At 69.4% G+C, this 15636-nt stretch carries 18 protein-coding genes and 1 riboswitch; of the genes, 13 read left to right on the top strand and 5 right to left on the bottom strand.

What is annotated here, in order from left to right:
• Window positions 1-96 precede the first annotated feature (96 nt).
• Window positions 97-504 (top strand): VOC family protein, encoded by a 408-nt coding sequence (locus ACGF3J_RS34985; protein ID WP_161328180.1) that lies wholly within the window; start codon window positions 97-99, stop codon window positions 502-504.
• Between the two features lie 207 nt (window positions 505-711).
• Window positions 712-1422: an LAETG motif-containing sortase-dependent surface protein gene (locus ACGF3J_RS34980; protein ID WP_393855586.1), complete on the top strand. Its 711-nt coding sequence runs from the start codon at window positions 712-714 to the stop codon at window positions 1420-1422.
• 96 nt (window positions 1423-1518) lie between these two features.
• Here the strand turns inward: ACGF3J_RS34980 and ACGF3J_RS34975 are convergent, their stop codons facing one another.
• The 4 genes from ACGF3J_RS34975 to rlmN form a co-directional block, all read right to left on the bottom strand.
• On the bottom strand, window positions 1519-2538 hold the full coding sequence (locus ACGF3J_RS34975; RefSeq protein WP_393855585.1) for an ABC transporter ATP-binding protein: 1020 nt from the start codon (window positions 2536-2538) through the stop codon (window positions 1519-1521).
• A gap of 31 nt (window positions 2539-2569) precedes the next feature.
• A complete protein-coding gene (locus ACGF3J_RS34970; protein WP_161326033.1) occupies window positions 2570-4252 on the bottom strand; it encodes an iron ABC transporter permease in 1683 nt (560 codons plus the stop codon).
• A complete protein-coding gene (locus ACGF3J_RS34965) occupies window positions 4228-5313 on the bottom strand; it encodes a thiamine ABC transporter substrate-binding protein (RefSeq protein WP_161326006.1) in 1086 nt (361 codons plus the stop codon). Before ACGF3J_RS34965 ends, ACGF3J_RS34970 begins: the two co-directional genes overlap by 25 nt.
• A gap of 78 nt (window positions 5314-5391) precedes the next feature.
• Window positions 5392-5497, bottom strand: a riboswitch (TPP riboswitch).
• 41 nt (window positions 5498-5538) lie between these two features.
• Complete coding sequence (gene rlmN / locus ACGF3J_RS34960) at window positions 5539-6645, bottom strand: 23S rRNA (adenine(2503)-C(2))-methyltransferase RlmN (RefSeq protein WP_393855584.1); 1107 nt, start codon at window positions 6643-6645, stop codon at window positions 5539-5541.
• A 271-nt stretch (window positions 6646-6916) separates the two neighbouring features.
• Between rlmN and ACGF3J_RS34955 the strand changes: the two genes are divergently transcribed.
• Window positions 6917-8401, top strand: coding sequence for a serine/threonine-protein kinase (locus tag ACGF3J_RS34955; protein ID WP_393855583.1), 1485 nt, complete (start codon window positions 6917-6919; stop codon window positions 8399-8401).
• Window positions 8402-8782: 381 nt separating this feature from the next.
• On the opposite strand, the gene ACGF3J_RS34950 is transcribed toward ACGF3J_RS34955, so the two are convergent.
• Entirely contained in the window at window positions 8783-9247 is a 465-nt protein-coding gene (locus ACGF3J_RS34950; protein WP_176153578.1) for an NUDIX hydrolase, read from the bottom strand.
• An 18-nt stretch (window positions 9248-9265) separates the two neighbouring features.
• On the opposite strand from ACGF3J_RS34950, the gene ACGF3J_RS34945 reads away from it, so the two are divergent.
• From ACGF3J_RS34945 to repSA, 10 genes are all read left to right on the top strand, one after another.
• Complete coding sequence (locus ACGF3J_RS34945) at window positions 9266-10045, top strand: GntR family transcriptional regulator (RefSeq protein ID WP_210985264.1); 780 nt, start codon at window positions 9266-9268, stop codon at window positions 10043-10045.
• Between the two features lie 139 nt (window positions 10046-10184).
• Window positions 10185-10535 (top strand): hypothetical protein, encoded by a 351-nt coding sequence (locus ACGF3J_RS34940; protein ID WP_107476561.1) that lies wholly within the window; start codon window positions 10185-10187, stop codon window positions 10533-10535.
• A gap of 2 nt (window positions 10536-10537) precedes the next feature.
• Window positions 10538-11893 carry an FtsK/SpoIIIE domain-containing protein gene (locus ACGF3J_RS34935; protein WP_393855582.1) on the top strand — a complete coding sequence of 452 codons (1356 nt, stop codon included), beginning with the start codon at window positions 10538-10540 and terminating at the stop codon, window positions 11891-11893.
• Window positions 11894-11975: 82 nt separating this feature from the next.
• Window positions 11976-12656 (top strand): DUF2637 domain-containing protein, encoded by a 681-nt coding sequence (locus ACGF3J_RS34930; RefSeq protein WP_393855625.1) that lies wholly within the window; start codon window positions 11976-11978, stop codon window positions 12654-12656.
• Between the two features lie 21 nt (window positions 12657-12677).
• A complete protein-coding gene (locus tag ACGF3J_RS34925; protein ID WP_393855581.1) occupies window positions 12678-12869 on the top strand; it encodes a mobile element transfer protein in 192 nt (63 codons plus the stop codon).
• A gap of 11 nt (window positions 12870-12880) precedes the next feature.
• Window positions 12881-13036, top strand: coding sequence for a hypothetical protein (locus ACGF3J_RS34920; RefSeq protein WP_210985260.1), 156 nt, complete (start codon window positions 12881-12883; stop codon window positions 13034-13036).
• Between the two features lie 12 nt (window positions 13037-13048).
• A complete protein-coding gene (locus ACGF3J_RS34915) occupies window positions 13049-13363 on the top strand; it encodes a SpdD-like protein (RefSeq protein WP_392239726.1) in 315 nt (104 codons plus the stop codon).
• A gap of 96 nt (window positions 13364-13459) precedes the next feature.
• Window positions 13460-14011, top strand: a complete 552-nt coding sequence (locus tag ACGF3J_RS34910) for a GGDEF domain-containing protein (protein WP_393855580.1) — start codon at window positions 13460-13462, stop codon at window positions 14009-14011.
• 85 nt (window positions 14012-14096) lie between these two features.
• Window positions 14097-14279 (top strand): hypothetical protein, encoded by a 183-nt coding sequence (locus ACGF3J_RS34905; protein ID WP_393855579.1) that lies wholly within the window; start codon window positions 14097-14099, stop codon window positions 14277-14279.
• Complete coding sequence (gene repSA / locus ACGF3J_RS34900) at window positions 14272-15636, top strand: replication initiator protein RepSA (RefSeq protein ID WP_393855578.1); 1365 nt, start codon at window positions 14272-14274, stop codon at window positions 15634-15636. The genes ACGF3J_RS34905 and repSA overlap by 8 nt, the downstream gene beginning before the upstream one ends.

Genomic DNA, 15636 nt, shown 5'->3' with positions numbered 1-15636 from the left:
AAGAGATCCACGAAACGGCGATGAGTTCCGCGCCCGCCGTACGTCTAACCCTTCGAACAGCACGGCAACGGCAGCGCACTTACGGGAGAGGCCCTCATGTACCAGCAGATGATCTTCGTGAACCTGGCCACCAACGACCTGGCCGCCTCGAAGAAGTTCTTCACCGGTCTCGGCTACGAGATCAACGCCCAGTTCAGCGATGACACCACGGCCTCGATCCCGCTCAGCGAGACCATCGTCGTGATGGTGCACACGCCGGAGAAGTACCGCCAGTTCACGAAGAAGGAGATCGTGGACTCCGGCAAGTCCAGCGAGGTGCTCCTCGCGCTGAGCGCCGAGAGCCGCGAGAAGGTCGACGAGCTGGTGGAGAAGGCGGTCGCGGCGGGCGGTTCGGTCAGCGGCGAGACCCAGGACCACGGCTTCATGTACGGCCGCGCCTTCGACGACGTCGACGGCCACACCTTCGAGGTCGTGTGGATGGACCCGGCGGCGGTCGAGGGCTGAGCCGGCAGGGGGCCGAGGCACCTCCCGACACGCTGAAACGTGTCGGCGGTTAATAAGACGGCAAAGTCAACGCGCTTGGCTGGCATATGCGTTGACACTGCTTATGCACCGCTTATAAACCAGTGAGGCTCATGGGTGTGCTGATGCCGTGTCATCGGGCGTCGGCACCCTGCCCACCCCCCATCTGTGCTCCCGTAAAGGACAATCGTGGCAGTCCTGTCCATAATCAGCCGCACGGCATCACGCCGTAGCGTCCGCGCCCTCGGCGTCGTCGCCGCCTCGGCGGCCCTGGCCGTCGGTGCCGCCGGCAACGCCCTCGCCTGCGACATCAGCGAGTTCTCCGCCGCCGCCAAGTGCGAAGGCGACAAGGGTGTCATCACCGTCACCGACGTGGACCCCGCCGGCATCCCCGCCGTCGTCTCCGTCTACCTGCAGAACAACGGTGCCGACGCCGAGAAGATCGGCGAGCAGACGGTCAAGGGTTCGCGCGAGGGCAGCACCATCACCTTCGCCGCGGACTGGAAGCCGAACGCCGAGTACCGCATCCACGTCAAGGCCGACCGGTACGTCGACGAGGACATCAAGCCGAACCTCGTGACCCCGTCGACCCCCTGCAAGACCGAGGACACTCCGAGCCCGAGCCCGTCGGAGAGCTCCTCGACCCCGTCCGACGAGACGGAGAGCCCGGCCCCCGAGCCGTCCACCTCGGCCCCCGCGCCGACGGAGGAGCAGAGCACGGCGCCGGCGGCCGCGCCGAGCAACGCCCCGTCCCCGGCGGCCGGTGACTCCAACCTCGCCGAGACCGGTGCCAACTCCAACACCGGCATGATCGCCGGCATCGCGGCGGCCCTGGTCGTCGTCGGTGGCGGTGCCGTCTTCTTCGGCCTGCGCCGTCGCGGAGCGAACAGCACCCGCTGACGCCCGCACACAGATGGACAGCGGCGGTGGCCCGTCCCCGGTTCGGGGGCGGGCCACCGTCATGTCCGGGGAGCGCCGCCCGTCGCGGGCCGGCGCTCAGCCGAGCACGACGACCTCAGCCGCTTCGAACTCCACGCCGACCGCGTCCCCGACCTCCGGTGCCGCCCGCAGCGCGCACGCCGCCTCCAGGCGCGGCGCGTCCTCCGGCTGGAGGCGCACGGCGACATGGGTGCCCCGGAAGGTGCGGGCCGCGACCGTGCAGGGCAGGCCCGCGTCGGCGGCGACGATCCGCACCCCGGCCGGCCGCACGAGCACCGTCCGCGTCCCCTGGAGGGCGTCCTCGGGGACCGGGACCTTGCCCCACGGGGTGTCCGCGACCTGCCCGGCGACGGTCGCCTCCTCCACGTTGTCGAAGCCGAGGAAACGGGCCACGAAGGCGTCGGCCGGCCGCTGCCACACCTCGAGCGGCGTCCCCGACTGGGCGATCCGTCCGTCCCGCATCACCACGACCCGGTCGGCGAGCGCGAACGCCTCGCCCTGGTCGTGCGTCACGGCGAGCACCGTGGTGCCCAACCGGCCGAACAGCTCCCGCAGTTCGACCACGAGACGCTCCCGCAGCGAGCGGTCGAGCTGACCGAGCGGCTCGTCCAGCATCAGCAGCCGGGGCCGGGGCGCGAGCGCCCGGGCGAGGGCCACCCGCTGCTGCTCGCCGCCGGAGAGCGCGGCGACGGACCGGCGTCCGGCGCCCGGCAGTCCGACCAGCTCCAGCAACTCCTCCACCCGGTCCCGCTGTTCGGTGCGGGACGCGCCCCGCATCCGGGGCCCGAAGGCGATGTTTCCGGCCACGTCCCGCTGCGGGAAGAGCTGATGGTCCTGGAACATCAGGCCCAGCTCGCGCCGGTGCGCGGGCACCCCGGCCTGGTCCCGCCCGTCGAGCGTCACCCGCCCGGCGTCCAGCGGCTGGAGCCCGGCCACCGCGCGCAGCAGCGTCGACTTGCCGCTGCCGCTTGGCCCGAGCACGCACACCACCTCGTGCTCGGCGACCTCCAGGTCGACGGCGTCCAGCACGGCCCGCCCGCCGAAGCGGACGGTCGCGCCCTCGAGGTTCAGCAGCATCGCCGGATCACCCGCACAGCCAGTCGCATCTCTAGAACTCCCCGCTCCGGTCGGTGCGCAGCCGCTCCAGCGCCACCAGCGCCACGGCGCACACCAGCATCAGAATCGTCGAAAGGGCCATGGCCTGGCCGTAGTTCATGTCCCCGGGCCTGCCCAGCAGCCGCGCCACGGCGACCGGCAGCGTCGGATTGTCGGGCCGCGCGATGAACACGGTCGCGCCGAACTCCCCGAGGGACACGGCGAAGGCGAACCCGGCGGCGACCAGCAGGGCCCGCCGCACCATCGGCAGGTCCACCTCGCGCCACACCCGCCAGGGCGACGCCCCGAGCACCGCCGCCGCCTCCCGCAGCCGACCGTCCACCGCCCGCAGTACGGGCAGCATGGTCCGTACGACGAAGGGGACACCGACCAGCGCCTGGGCGAGCGGCACCAGGATCCAGGAGGAGCGCAGGTCCAGCGGCGGTTCGTCCAGCGCGATCAGGAACCCGAAACCGACGGTCACGGCGGACACCCCGAGCGGCAGCATCAGCAGCGCGTCGAAGCCCCGCACGAAGCGGCCGGCGTCCCGTCGGGTGAGCGCGGCGGCGGCGAGACCGCCGATCACCACGGCGATGGCGGTGGCGGCGACGGCGTACTGGAGGGAGTTGCCGATGGCCTCGATCGGCGGGACGAGGAAGGTGCCGCCGTCGGCACTGGTCAGCGCCCGGTAGTAGCCGAAGCCGGGTGCGCCGAGCGACCGCTGGACCAGCACGGCGAGCGGCAGCACCAGCAGCAGGGCGACGGTGCCCAGGACCCCTGCCAGCAGCGCCCACTGGCCCGTGCCCCGGGGCCTGCGCGCGGTCGTGGCGGCGTCCACCAGCCGCAGGGTGCTCTCCCGCCGCCGCACCGTCCAGGCGTGCACGGCGAGGACCGCGGCGACCGCCATGAACTGGATCAGCGTCAGCACGGCGGCCGTGGACAGGTCGAAGACCTGGGACGTCTGCCGGTAGATCTCCACCTCCAGGGTGGAGAAGGCGGGTCCGCCCAGGATCTGCACGACGCCGAAGGAGGTGAAGGTGAACAGGAACACCATCAGCGCGGCGGCCGCCACCGCGGGAGCGAGCGCGGGCAGCGTGACCTGCCGCCAGGCCCTCGGGCGGGAGGCGCCGAGCATCCGCGCGGCCTCCTCCTGCCGCGGGTCGAGCTGGGCCCACAGGCCGCCCACGGTGCGCACGACGACGGCGTAGTTGAAGAAGACGTGCGCGAGCAGGATGGCCCACACGGTGGTGTCCAGCCGTACGCCCCACAGCTCGTCGAGCAGCCCGCCGCGCCCCACCAGGGCCAGGAACGCCGTCCCCACGACGACCGTCGGCAGGACGAACGGCACGGTCACCACCGCCCGCAGCAACTGCTTGCCGGGGAAGTCGAAGCGGGCGAAGACGTAGGCGCCGGGCAGTGCGATCAGCAGGGTGAGCGCGGTGGAGGCCAGCGCCTGCCAGGTGGTGAACCACAGCACGTGCCGCACGTCGGACTGGGCGAGCACGTCGCCGATCCGGCCGAACTGCCAGGCACCGTCGACCTCCAGGCCGCGCGCGACGATCGCGGCGACGGGGTAGGCGAAGAACACCGCGAAGAACGCGACGGGCACGACCATCAGGGCGAGCCGCGCCGCGCTCCCGCGCGGGTTCCGAGCCCTGGGGGCTCCCTTGCCTACTTCAGTACGAGCGAGGTCCACGACTTGACCCACTGGTCGCGATTGTCGGCGATCTTCGCCGGTTCCATGGTCTGCGGGTCCTTGGCCTGCGGCCCGTACTTCACGAACGCCTCGGGGATTTGCGCGCCCTCCCGCACCGGGTACACGAACATGTTCAGCGGCATGTCGTCCTGGAACTGCTTGCCGATGAGGAAGTCGAGGAGTGCCTTGCCGCCCTCGGGGTTCCTGGCGTTGCTCAGCAGGCCGGCGTACTCGACCTGGCGGAAGCAGGTGCCGTCGGCGACGCCCGTGGGCGCGGTGGACGGCTGCGGGTCGGCGTAGATCACCTCGGCGGGCGGCGAGGAGGCGTAGGAGACGACGAGCGGACGGTCGCCCTTGGCCTGCTTGCCCCCGGCCGAGCCGGAGAACTCCTCGTTGTAGGCCTGCTCCCAGCTGTCGACGACCTTGACGCCGTTCGCCTTCAGCTTCTTCCAGTAGCCCTCCCAGCCCCCGTCCCCGTACTTGGCGGCGGTGCCGAGCAGGAAGCCCAGGCCGGGCGAGGAACTGCCCGCGTTCTCGGTGACGAGCAGGTCTTTGTACTCCGGCTTGACCAGGTCGTCGAAGGAGTCCGGCGGGGTCAGCTCGTGCTTGCTGAAGTACGCCTTGTCGTAGTTGACGCAGACGTCACCGGTGTCGACGGGCGTGACCCGGTGCTCGTCCTGGTCGGCCCGGTACGCGGGCTGGACCAGGTCGGAGCCCTTCGCCTCGTACGGCTGGAACAGCCCGTTGTCGAGGGCGCGGGAGAGCAGGGTGTTGTCGACGCCGAAGAAGACGTCGCCCTGCGGGTTGTCCTTGGTGAGGATGGCCTTGTTGACGGCCTGCCCGGCGTCGCCGTCCTCCAGGACCTTGACCTTGTAGCCGGAGCTCTTCTCGAAGGCGGCGATGACCTCCTTCGAAGCGGCCCACGAGTCATGGCTGACCAGGGTCACGGTCTTGGAGTCGCCGGATCCCTGCCCTTCGTCGGACGACGACCCGCAGGCGGCCAGGCCGCCGGCCATGCCGAGACCGACGGCCAGGACGGTGACCTTCTTGGTGATGCTCACTGATTCCTCCTGGGTGACCAGGAGAAGACGCGGCCCCGCCCGCGACCCCTGGCGAGGGTCCCGGGCAGGGCGCAACAGCTCGAGTGGTGACCGATCTCCCTACCCAGAATGACCTGGGCCAGGTTCGGAGGGTCTGCGGCCGGTGCCGCACTCTCAGCGCTGTGGCGCTCCCCTGTCGGAATATGAAGATGTGGTTACTGTGGCGATGTACTGACGCCGGTCAGGTTACCGCTCGCTCGCGGCGAGCTGACCACACGCCCCGTCGATCTCCTGGCCACGGGTGTCCCGGATCGTCACCGGCACACCGTGCGCCGCGATCGCCTCCACGAACGCCTTCTCGTCCTCGGGCCGCGACGCGGTCCACTTCGAGCCGGGCGTGGGGTTGAGCGGGATGAGGTTGACGTGCACCGGCCGGCCCTTGAGCAGCCGCCCGAGGCGGTCGCCCCGCCACGCCTGGTCGTTGATGTCCCGGATCAGCGCGTACTCGATGGACAGCCGGCGCCCCGACTTCGCGGCGTACTCGAACCCGGCGTCCAGCACCTCACGCACCTTCCAGCGCGTGTTGACGGGGACGAGGGTGTCGCGCAGCTCGTCGTCGGGGGCGTGCAGCGAGATGGCGAGGCGGCACTTGAAGCCCTCGCCGGTGAAGCGGTTGATCGCCGGGACGAGACCGACCGTGGAGACGGTGATGCCGCGCTGGGAGAGCCCCAGCCCGTCCGGCTCCGGGTCGGTGAGCCGGCGGATGGAGCCGACGACCCGGTTGTAGTTGGCCAGGGGCTCGCCCATGCCCATGAACACGATGTTGCTGAGCCGGGCCGGACCTCCGGGGACCTCGCCGTCCCTGAGCGCCCGCATCCCGTCCACGATCTGGTGGACGATCTCGGCCGTCGACAGGTTCCGGTCCAGGCCGGCCTGCCCCGTGGCGCAGAACGGGCAGTTCATGCCGCAGCCGGCCTGGGAGCTGATGCACATGGTCACCCGGTCCGGGTACCGCATGAGCACCGACTCGACGAGCGTCCCGTCGAACAGCCTCCAGAGCGTCTTGCGGGTGGTGCCCTGGTCGGTCGACAGATGCCGGACGACCGTCATCAGCTCGGGCAGCAGCGCCTCCCGGAGCCCTTCCCGCGAACCGGCGGGGATGTCGGTCCACTGCTCGGGGTCGTGCGCGTACCGCGCGAAGTAGTGCTGCGAGAGCTGCTTCGCACGAAAGGCCTTCTCGCCGGCAGCGACGACGGCCTCTTTACGCTCGGCGGGCGTGAGATCGGCAAGGTGCCGCGGCGGCTTCTTGGCTCCGCGGGGGGCGACGAATGTGAGTTCTCCGGGCTTAGGCATGGCTGTACCAGTGTCGCAGATCGACTCCGGGGGCCCAGGCCAGTGCGCGGTGGGGGTGGTCACCCGTGGGTGCCGACTGTCAGCGTTGGTCGGCCTCGGACGGCCCAGGGACGGCCCAGGGCGTGACCTCGGGAGGTGCACACGACACGTAATGGTTCCGTCGAGACATACACCGACGCCACACAATTTTCGAAATCCCGCTCCACTCCGACCATTGCTGTGCTAGCTATGTGACTGAGGAACGCTCAGACGAATCAGGGGCAGGCAGCAGATGGACCTCAAGCTTAATGGTGCAACCTGGAAAGTTGGCACGCTGATTGGCGGCGGCGGCTTCGGTAAAGTGTACGACGTCAAGAATGGCACACAGCTGGCGGTTGCCAAACTGATTCCTAAAAGCCCCGGAGCCGCACGAGAACTTCTTTTCGTTCAGCTCGCAGATGTTCGAAATGTTGTCCCTGTAATTGATGGCGGGGAGACAGCGGACAGTTGGGTACTGGTGATGCCCAAAGCCGATAAGTCACTCCGCCAATACCGTGAATCGATGGCTGGGCCTCTTACTGAGTCCGAAACCATCGCAATCCTCAAAGACATCGCCGAAAGCCTCACCGATCTCGCAGGCAAGGTCGTACACAGAGATATCAAGCCAGAAAACATCCTATTCTTCGACGGTAAATGGTGTTTGGCTGACTTTGGTATCTCTCGCTACGCCGAGGCTACGACCGCCCCGGACACTCATAAATTCGCACTTTCACCCCTGTACGCAGCCCCGGAAAGGTGGCGAGAGGAGCGCGCAGAAAGCGCCACTGATATCTATTCACTCGGCGTGATCGCGTACGAATTGCTCACCGGAGACTTGCCCTTTGTGGGACCCGACATGTACAAGCTCCGCGAACAGCATCTTCATGCTGCTCCGCCCCCTATGACAGGAGTACGCCCAGGCATCGCAACGCTTATTGATCAGTGCCTACACAAGGCGCCGGGCGCCCGCCCCAGCGCAGCGTCGGTACTGAGTCGCTTGACGCAGCTGGAGAAGGCCCGACCGGCTGGCGGCCTTGCCGCACTGCAAAAAGCGGCGCATGTTGAAGTGCAGCGGCAGGGAGAGGCTGCACGCACGGAGTCCGCAGCCCGCACAGAAGCAGAGCGTCGCACCGAGCTCTACAAGGCCTCAACCCGCGACCTTGCCGGCATTGCAGGTCAGTTGCGAACTGCCATCTCCGAGGCCGCTCCGATTGCCAAGTTTGTTGAAATGGGACCCATTGGATGGGCCGCAACAATTGGGGCTGCCACTCTAATCTTGCGCGCAAACCAGCAAACATCTGCAGCCCCCTGGAGGGATTGGGAGCCGCCCGCATTTGATGTGATCTCGCACACCTCAGTGAGCATTTCACTCAGATCCCCGCAGACGGGGTATGAAGGACGCAGCCACTCCCTATGGTATTGCGACGCCAAGGAAGAGGGTAGGTATCAATGGTACGAGACTTCATTCATGATCATGCCACTGATGACATCTGGACGAGATTCAGTTGATCCTTTTTCCCTAGACCCAGGGATTGATTCAGCGAAGGCTATTTGGGGCGGAATGGCCGAGTACCAAGTTGCATGGCCGTTTACCGCTCTTGACCCCGGCGATCCTTCCAACTTCATTGATCGATGGGCAGAGTGGCTCGCGGCGGGCGCCACGGAAAGCCTTCACCGACCTTCGTCCATGCCTGAGCGTAACCCTGCAGGAAGCTGGCGGAAGAAGGGGCAACGCTAGTCGACTCGAAGCAGACAGTAGTCCCAGAAGGCTCTTGGAGCGCTGCGGCGGTGCTACGAGGTCGGTGGAGCGGCTTTGGGCTGGAGCTGCTTTGGGGCGAGTGATCTTGGCCCCGTAAGCTTCCGGCGAGTCGGGCAGTCTGTGGACCTGCCCGCTAAAGCACGACGTTGGGGCCAAGATCTTAGAGGCTCGCCCCAAAGTGGCTGCCTAAAGCCGTGGAGCCGACCGCCCCAGCCACAGAGGGTGTCTCCCCACTTCATGCCCGCAGCCGCCGAGCGCGCCGCCGGGCGCGGCCAGCCGGGGCGAAGACAGGAGGCGGGCCGCGCCGTAGAGGCGGCGCGCACCCGCGCCGTGCGCGGGCTTGATGAAGTAGGGAAAGTCTTATCCCACTGGGATGAGGTGCTTGCCGTCGTGGCTCCGCACGTGGGGTCCAGCGCCATCTAGGGCGTCCAAAAGCCTGATCGCGTAGACCTCGGCCATGCGCTCGCTGACCTCGTCGGGCGTGAGCCACGAGACAGCCGTCGACTCGCTGGACGTCCTCTCGACCCCGCCGGACGGCTTGCAGCGGAAGACCAGGGCCACGATGCCCCGGGTCGTGTTCTTGTAGACGCCGGTGAGCTCGTCGACCTCGACGCGGATGCCTGTCTCCTCCCAGACCTCGCGGGCTACGCCGGCCTCCGGGGTCTCGTCCAGTTCGAGCACACCGCCGGGGAGCTCCCACGTGCCGTTGTCCGCTCGCCGGATCGCCAGGAGGCGCCCGTCTTCGCGCACCACCACTCCCGCAACGGATACGGAGTGCAGCGGCGGCGACGTGGCTTCCTGTGGTTGACTCATATACAGGAGCATAGGAGGCAGAGAAGGACTATGGGAACCACGGTAGAAGGGGGCAGGTCGGGTCCTCGGTACGTCCAGATCGCGGACGAGATCGTGCAGCAGATCCGGGCCGGTGTGCTCAAGCCCGGCGACATGGTCCCCAGTGAATCGGAGCTGGTGGACCGCTATGGCGTCTCTGGCGGCACGATCCGCAAGGCCATGGTCGAGGTGCGGGCGAGCGGGCTTGTCGAGACCCGCCACGGCAAGGGCTCGATCGTGAAGGACCGGCCGCCGGTAAGGCACCGCTCCTCCGACCGCTTCCGGCGCTCGCTCCGCCAGGGCGGCAAGGCTGCCTACCTCGCAGAGTCCGAACAGTCCGGCGCCACGGCCAAGGTGAGCGTCCTCTACATCGGCCCTATGGAGGCCCCCGCGGATGCCGCCCAGCGGCTCGGCGTCCCCGCCGGCACTCAGGTGCTTGCCCGGCGGCGCCTCTATTTCCGTAACGGCACCCCGGTCGAGACGGCCTCCTCCTACCTCCCGTGGGACGTCGTCAAGGACATCCCAGAGCTGTTCGCCGAGAACCCCGGCGGCGGTGGCATCTACGCCCGACTCGAAGACCACGGGCACGAGTTCGCCGAGTTCGTCGAGACGCTGCAAGCGCGGCCGGCCTCCAAGGCGGAGGCCACTGAACTGGCTCTCAGCCCAGGTGCCCCGGTCGTCCACCTAATCCGAGAAGCCCGTACGGCTGCCGGACTCGTCGTTGAGGTCTGCGACACCCTCATGGCCGCTGACCAGTTCGTTTTCGAGTACCGGATCCCAGCAGCCGACTAACGGCCACTCAACTCTCCACAGCCCGTCGCGAGTTCCATGTCGCGACGGGTTGACTCATGTATAGGAGTGATGCACTCTTCTTCATGTCACTCATATACATGAGTGACGGAGTCCAGCCTCTATAGAGGAGTGATCCGCTGTGCGTCAGATCCCCGTCGACACCTCCGCCGCAACCGTGATGGTCGCCAAGACCCCGGAGCCGAAGGTGAAGGACCGCCGGACCGGTGAGCTGGCCGTCGACGCCGAGACCGGTGCCAAGCTCATGACCGTGAACGTGATGTTCGCGGCCAACGACGAAGTCGAGATCCTGTCCGTGACCGTCCCGGAGACTGGTATCTCCGGTGAGCTGGCCATGGGGACCCCGGTCGCGCTGACGGGTCTGATCGCCCGGCCGTGGGAGAACGAGTTCAACGGCCAGAAGCGGCACGGCATCGCGTTCCGCGCAGTCGCGGTCACGTCGCTGGCCGCTGCGGGCTCGAAGGCTGCCTGATCATGACGTGGCTCATGGTCGCTGTGGTTGTGGTCGTCGCTGCTGCGGGTCTCCTGCGGTGGCGGCGCCCCGCCTGGTACTGGCTCACCTTCGGGGCCCTGGTCGCGACGGTGCGGGTCCTGGTCCGCTACGCCTCGGTCATGGAAGCGTGCGGGCTGACGGTCCCGCCCTCACGCTGGCGGCTGGCTCTGGCCCGGATGACGAATCGGCCGGCGCCTGAGTCCCGGCCGCCGCGCATCCTGCGGTTACGGCCCACCCGTACCGGCCTGGTCCTGCGGCTCAAGCTCCAGCCGGGGCAGGACGCCTTCGACGTGGCCGCCGCAACCGACCGGCTCCGCCACTCCTTCGGCGTCTACGGCGTCACCTCCCGCGAGCTGCGCTCGGGCGTGGTCGAAGTGCGGATGACCGGCTACGACGTCCTCAAGCGGGTGCAGATGCCCCCCACTGCCGAGATCCGACCGATGCGCATCCCTGTGGCGCTGCGTGAAGACGGTGCAGTCCACTACCGCGACTACCGTGCCGTCCCGCACGGCCTGACCCTGGGGGCCACGGAGTCCGGCAAGTCCGTCTACCAGCGCAACCTGGTCGCCGGGCTCGCTCCGCACCATGTCGCCCTGGTCGGCATCGACTGCAAGCAAGGCGTCGAACTCTTCCCGCTGGCCCGCCGGTTCTCCGCGCTCGCCGACAACCCCGACACCGCCCTCGACCTCCTCGAAGCGCTCGTTGGACACATGAAGGACGTCTACCAGCTCATCCGGGCCGAGCAGCGCATCAGTGTCGCCGTGCCGGATGCGGAGATCGCCGCCGATATTTGGGACCTGCGCGAGGACCTGCGGCCGGTGCCGGTCGTGGTCCTGGTGGACGAGGTCGCCGAACTCGCCCTTTTCGCGAGCAGGGACGAGGAGAAGCGCCGCGACCGCATCATCACCGCCCTGGTCCGCCTCGCCCAGCTCGGCCGCGCCGCCGGCATCTACCTCGAAATCTGCGGGCAGCGCTTCGGCTCCGAACTCGGCAAAGGGATCACCATGCTCCGTGCCCAGCTCACCGGCCGCACCGCCCACCGAGTCAACGACGAGACGTCCGCGAACATGGCCTTCGGCGACGTCTCACCCGACGCCGTCCTGGCCGCCATCCAGATCCCCACCGACACCCCCGGCGTCGCCGTCACCGGTGACTCGACCGGCGGCTGGGCCCGCATCCGCGCCCCGCACACCACGCTGCGCGAGGCCGTGAACATCTGCAACAAGCACGCGGACGGCACTCCCGACGTGCCCGCGCTGGCCGCCTTCCGGCCTGCCCTCGCCCCGCTGCCCAAGGCCCGGGTGCCGCTGTCCAAGACAGCCCCCGCCACCGCCTGACCCTCCCCGCTCCACGGTCGGCGCGACCGCCTTTCGCGCCAGGTCCCTACCCCTCCCATGCCTGAGACAGGAAGGAGCCATGATGGCCCGCCCCGCTCTCCGCATCGACGCCGTGCTCGTCCAGGCCGTCATCGCCGGGGCATTGTCCTTTGCCCACCTCCACGACCTGGCCGCCGCTGCCGGACAGGACGGCTGGAAAGCCTGGGCCTACCCGATCAGCGTCGACCTGCTCCTGGTCGCCGCCTGGCGCCGACTGCGCACCGACGGACCGTCCCGGCTGGCCTGGTCCTGGTTCGTCATCGCCCTGGTCGCCTCGCTCGGCGCCAACGTCGCTACCGCCGGACTCCTCGACCTGAACGACGTCCCGGCCTGGCTCCGCATCCTCGTCGCCGCCTGGCCCGCACTCGCCTTCATGGGAGGCACCCTCCTCGCCCACACCGCCACCCACCACGAGCCGGAAGCGCCGGCACCCACCCCACCGGCGCCCGAACCGCCAGCCTTCGCGGCCGACCAGGACCACGCCCCCGCCCGCGTGGACGACACCGAGGAAACCCCGGAACTCCCCGCACCCGAACTCGAGCAGGCCCCGGCTCTGCCCGCGGTTCCCGCTCCGCTGGTCCCGGCCGCGCTGGTCGACCACGCCCGCAAGGTCGCCGCCGACCACGAACACCGCACCGGCCGCCCCATCGACACCGACACACTCCGCACCCGCCTCGGCGTCCCGCCCCAACTCGCCGACGCCATCGCCGCCCAGCTCGCCTGACGCGAAAGGAGAACGACACCCATGCCTGCCCGCGACCACTTCCACTCCGTGATGCGGATCGGCCCCGTGCAGATCGGCACCCACCGCGACCGCCACGGCTGCACCAAGCACGCCGCCGTGTGCACCAACGACCGCTGCGGCTGGTCCGCCGACTACACCGCCCAGTCCGCCGCGCAGCTCGCTGCCCGCACCCACCGCTGCCGCGTCAGCTAGGAGGCCACCCGATGGACGTCCCGCTCTGGCTCGCCCTGCTCTGCGTCGGAGCCCTCGGCGTCAAGCTCATCCGCCCGCCCTGGTGGCTCATCGCCGTACTCCTTCTCGGCGGCTACCTCCTCGCCGACAGCCTCCTGGCCCCGGTCATCGACACCGCCGTCAAGTAAGGAGATCCGCCCATGTTCCGGCCCAAGCTCCCGACCATGCCCCAGCCCACCAGCACGGTCACCCCGCCCGCCGTCGTCGAGCCGACGACCATCACGCCCGGCGCCCCGGCCCCGCCGCCGGCCTCCACCGCCCCGGCTCCGTCCCGCCCGGTCGTACAGCTCACCCCGGGAACCGCGCTCGCCCTCGTCGGCGGCGGCACCGCCGTCGTCCTGGTCGTCGGCGCCGTCCTGGTCTCCATGCTCCTCGCGGTCGCCGTCACCGCCGCCTCGCTGGCCATCTGCGCCCTGGTCATCCGCTCACTCGTCAACGCCCAGCACCGCCGCTGAACGGATCACCGGGGCGACGCACAAGCCGCCAAGCACGCCGCCGCTCCCGAGCTGACCGTCCCGCCAACCAACCGCCATCGCCAAAGGGAGAACACCGTGGACCCGCAGACAGCCGCGACCCTCCTGCCGTTACTCGGCTGGGCTCTGCACGGGAGCGTCCTCACCCGCCGCCTCGCCTCCGCTCGACGCGACCCTCTCACCGGCCTGCACACCCGTGCCGGATGGACCGCCCGCGCCGAACACTGCATCCGCCGCCACCCCCGCGCGGCCGTGCTCCTGGTTGACCTCGACCACTTCAAGACCCTCAACGACACCCACGGCCACGCCGCCGGAGACGCCGCCCTCATCGCCACCGCCCAACGACTGAGCAGCTGGTGCGGACACCACGGAACCGCCGGCCGACTCGGCGGAGACGAATTCGTCGCCGTCATCGGCGACCTGGACGCCGTCGACCTCGACGCCCTCACCACCGCTCTCCACCAGTCGACGCATCACGACGGCACGTCCCTGCCGCTGGCCGCCTCGGTCGGGGTCTGCCGCCTCGCCGAGCTGCCGGTGCCCGCGCTCACCGATGCTCTCGCCGCCGCTGATGCGGCCATGTACGCGGCCAAGGGCCGTAGCCGCCGGGGCTCGCGCACTGCTCGCTGACCGGCCACCGGGTGGCGCACAAGCCGCCAAGCACGCCGCCACCCGGGGCCGTCCCTTCCAACCGCAATCGAAAGGAACCACCATCATGGCCCACCCCACCCCGCCCCGGCCGAGGATCTGCCCGGCCTGCGACGGCTTCGCCTCCGTCGCCATCACCACCGGCGGCCACAACGCCCGCGGCCACCTGCGCACCATCACCGCACACTGCCCGGCCTGCCACGGCAGCGGCATCACCACCCGCCACTCGCGGGAGGGCGCCCGTGCCTGACACGCTGCCCGACCCGACCACCCTCGGCGACCTGCTGAGGGTGGCTTCGGCCTCTGACTACGCCCGCTGGGAAGACCAGATCCGCCGCACCGGCGGCTGCGCCAACCCCATCCACCTCACCGGCTGGACGATCCACAAGGACAAGAGCACCGGCGAGACCCTGCACCACTACAGCACCGCCGACGAACCGGGCGGACGCCTCCGCCTCGCCTGCGGCAACCGCCGCGCCTCCCGCTGCCCCTCGTGCGCATGGACCTACGCGGGCGACACCTATCACCTGATCCGCGCCGGACTCGCCGGTGACGACCGCCGAGACATTCCCGCCACCGTCCGGGATCACCCGCGCGTGTTCGCCACCCTCACCGCCCCTTCCTTCGGCCCGGTCCACAACCGCCCCGACAGCGGCACCTGCCGCTGCGGCACCCGCCACACCCCGAACGCCCCAGAGCTGGGCACTGCCCTCGACCCGACCACGTACGACTACGCGGGCGCTGTCCTGTTCAACAACCACGCCGGGCAACTCTGGCAGCGCTTCACCACACGACTCCGCCGCGAACTCGCCACCCGCGCCGGCCTTTCCCGCCGGGAGCTCCCCGAACGCCTTCGCGTCTCTTACGGCAAGGTCGCCGAGTTCCAGAAGCGCGGTGCTCTGCACTTCCATGCCGTGGTGAGGCTCGACGGACCGGACGGACCCGGCACCACACCACCGACTTGGGCAACCGTCGACCTCCTCACCGACGCGATCCGCGCCGCAGCCGCGCACTCCTACACCTCGGTCTCGGTCCCGGCCGCCGAGGACCAACCGGCCCGTACCTTCCGCTGGGGCACCCAACTTGACGTCCGACCGGTGTTGGCCTTCGGAGACGGTTCGGAGGTCACCGAACAGGCCGTTGCTTCCTACGTCGCCAAGTACGCGACCAAAGCCGCCGAGAACACCGGCACCCTCGACCGCCGCATCGGCGAACTGGCCGAACTCGACCGGCACGAGGTCCCCGACCACACCCGCCGTCTGATCGAAGCCTGCAAGGTGCTCGACCCCCTCTACCCCGAACGCCGCCTGTGGGCCTGGGCTCACATGCTCGGCTTCCGCGGCCACTTCTCCTCAAAGTCCCGCCGCTACTCCACCACCCTCGGCGCCCTCCGCCAGGCACGCGCCGACTACCGCGCCGCCCAGGACCACGCAGCCCTCGCCCTGGACGACCGCGAGCCGGACACCGTGCTCGTCCTCACGGACTGGCAGTACGCCGGCCACGGCCACACCCCCGGCGAATCCGTCCTCGCCGCCACCATCGCCCGCGGCCTCCAGCTCAACCGCGAGACAGCCCGGGAAGCCCTCACCGACGAAAGGGAGTACTGA

Origin of the sequence: Streptomyces sp. NPDC048171 (assembly GCF_043202655.1) — a bacterium.
Classification (GTDB): domain Bacteria; phylum Actinomycetota; class Actinomycetes; order Streptomycetales; family Streptomycetaceae; genus Streptomyces.
The sequence above is the reverse complement of the archived record's forward strand: the minus strand, read 5'-3'. Positions and strand labels throughout refer to the sequence as shown.

Excerpts from the sequence above, each read along its gene's own strand:
- ACGF3J_RS34985 (WP_161328180.1), top strand. The coding sequence starts at position 97 with ATGTACCAGCAGATGATCTTCGTGAACCTGGCCACCAACGACCTGGCC.
- ACGF3J_RS34950 (WP_176153578.1), bottom strand. The coding sequence starts at position 9,247 with ATGCTCCTGTATATGAGTCAACCACAGGAAGCCACGTCGCCGCCGCTG.
- rlmN (WP_393855584.1), bottom strand. The coding sequence starts at position 6,645 with ATGCCTAAGCCCGGAGAACTCACATTCGTCGCCCCCCGCGGAGCCAAG.
- ACGF3J_RS34955 (WP_393855583.1), top strand. The coding sequence starts at position 6,917 with ATGGACCTCAAGCTTAATGGTGCAACCTGGAAAGTTGGCACGCTGATT.
- ACGF3J_RS34920 (WP_210985260.1), top strand. The coding sequence starts at position 12,881 with ATGGACGTCCCGCTCTGGCTCGCCCTGCTCTGCGTCGGAGCCCTCGGC.
- ACGF3J_RS34915 (WP_392239726.1), top strand. The coding sequence starts at position 13,049 with ATGTTCCGGCCCAAGCTCCCGACCATGCCCCAGCCCACCAGCACGGTC.
- ACGF3J_RS34905 (WP_393855579.1), top strand. The coding sequence starts at position 14,097 with ATGGCCCACCCCACCCCGCCCCGGCCGAGGATCTGCCCGGCCTGCGAC.
- ACGF3J_RS34925 (WP_393855581.1), top strand. The coding sequence starts at position 12,678 with ATGCCTGCCCGCGACCACTTCCACTCCGTGATGCGGATCGGCCCCGTG.
- ACGF3J_RS34930 (WP_393855625.1), top strand. The coding sequence starts at position 11,976 with ATGGCCCGCCCCGCTCTCCGCATCGACGCCGTGCTCGTCCAGGCCGTC.
- ACGF3J_RS34975 (WP_393855585.1), bottom strand. The coding sequence starts at position 2,538 with ATGCTGCTGAACCTCGAGGGCGCGACCGTCCGCTTCGGCGGGCGGGCC.
- ACGF3J_RS34945 (WP_210985264.1), top strand. The coding sequence starts at position 9,266 with ATGGGAACCACGGTAGAAGGGGGCAGGTCGGGTCCTCGGTACGTCCAG.
- ACGF3J_RS34935 (WP_393855582.1), top strand. The coding sequence starts at position 10,538 with ATGACGTGGCTCATGGTCGCTGTGGTTGTGGTCGTCGCTGCTGCGGGT.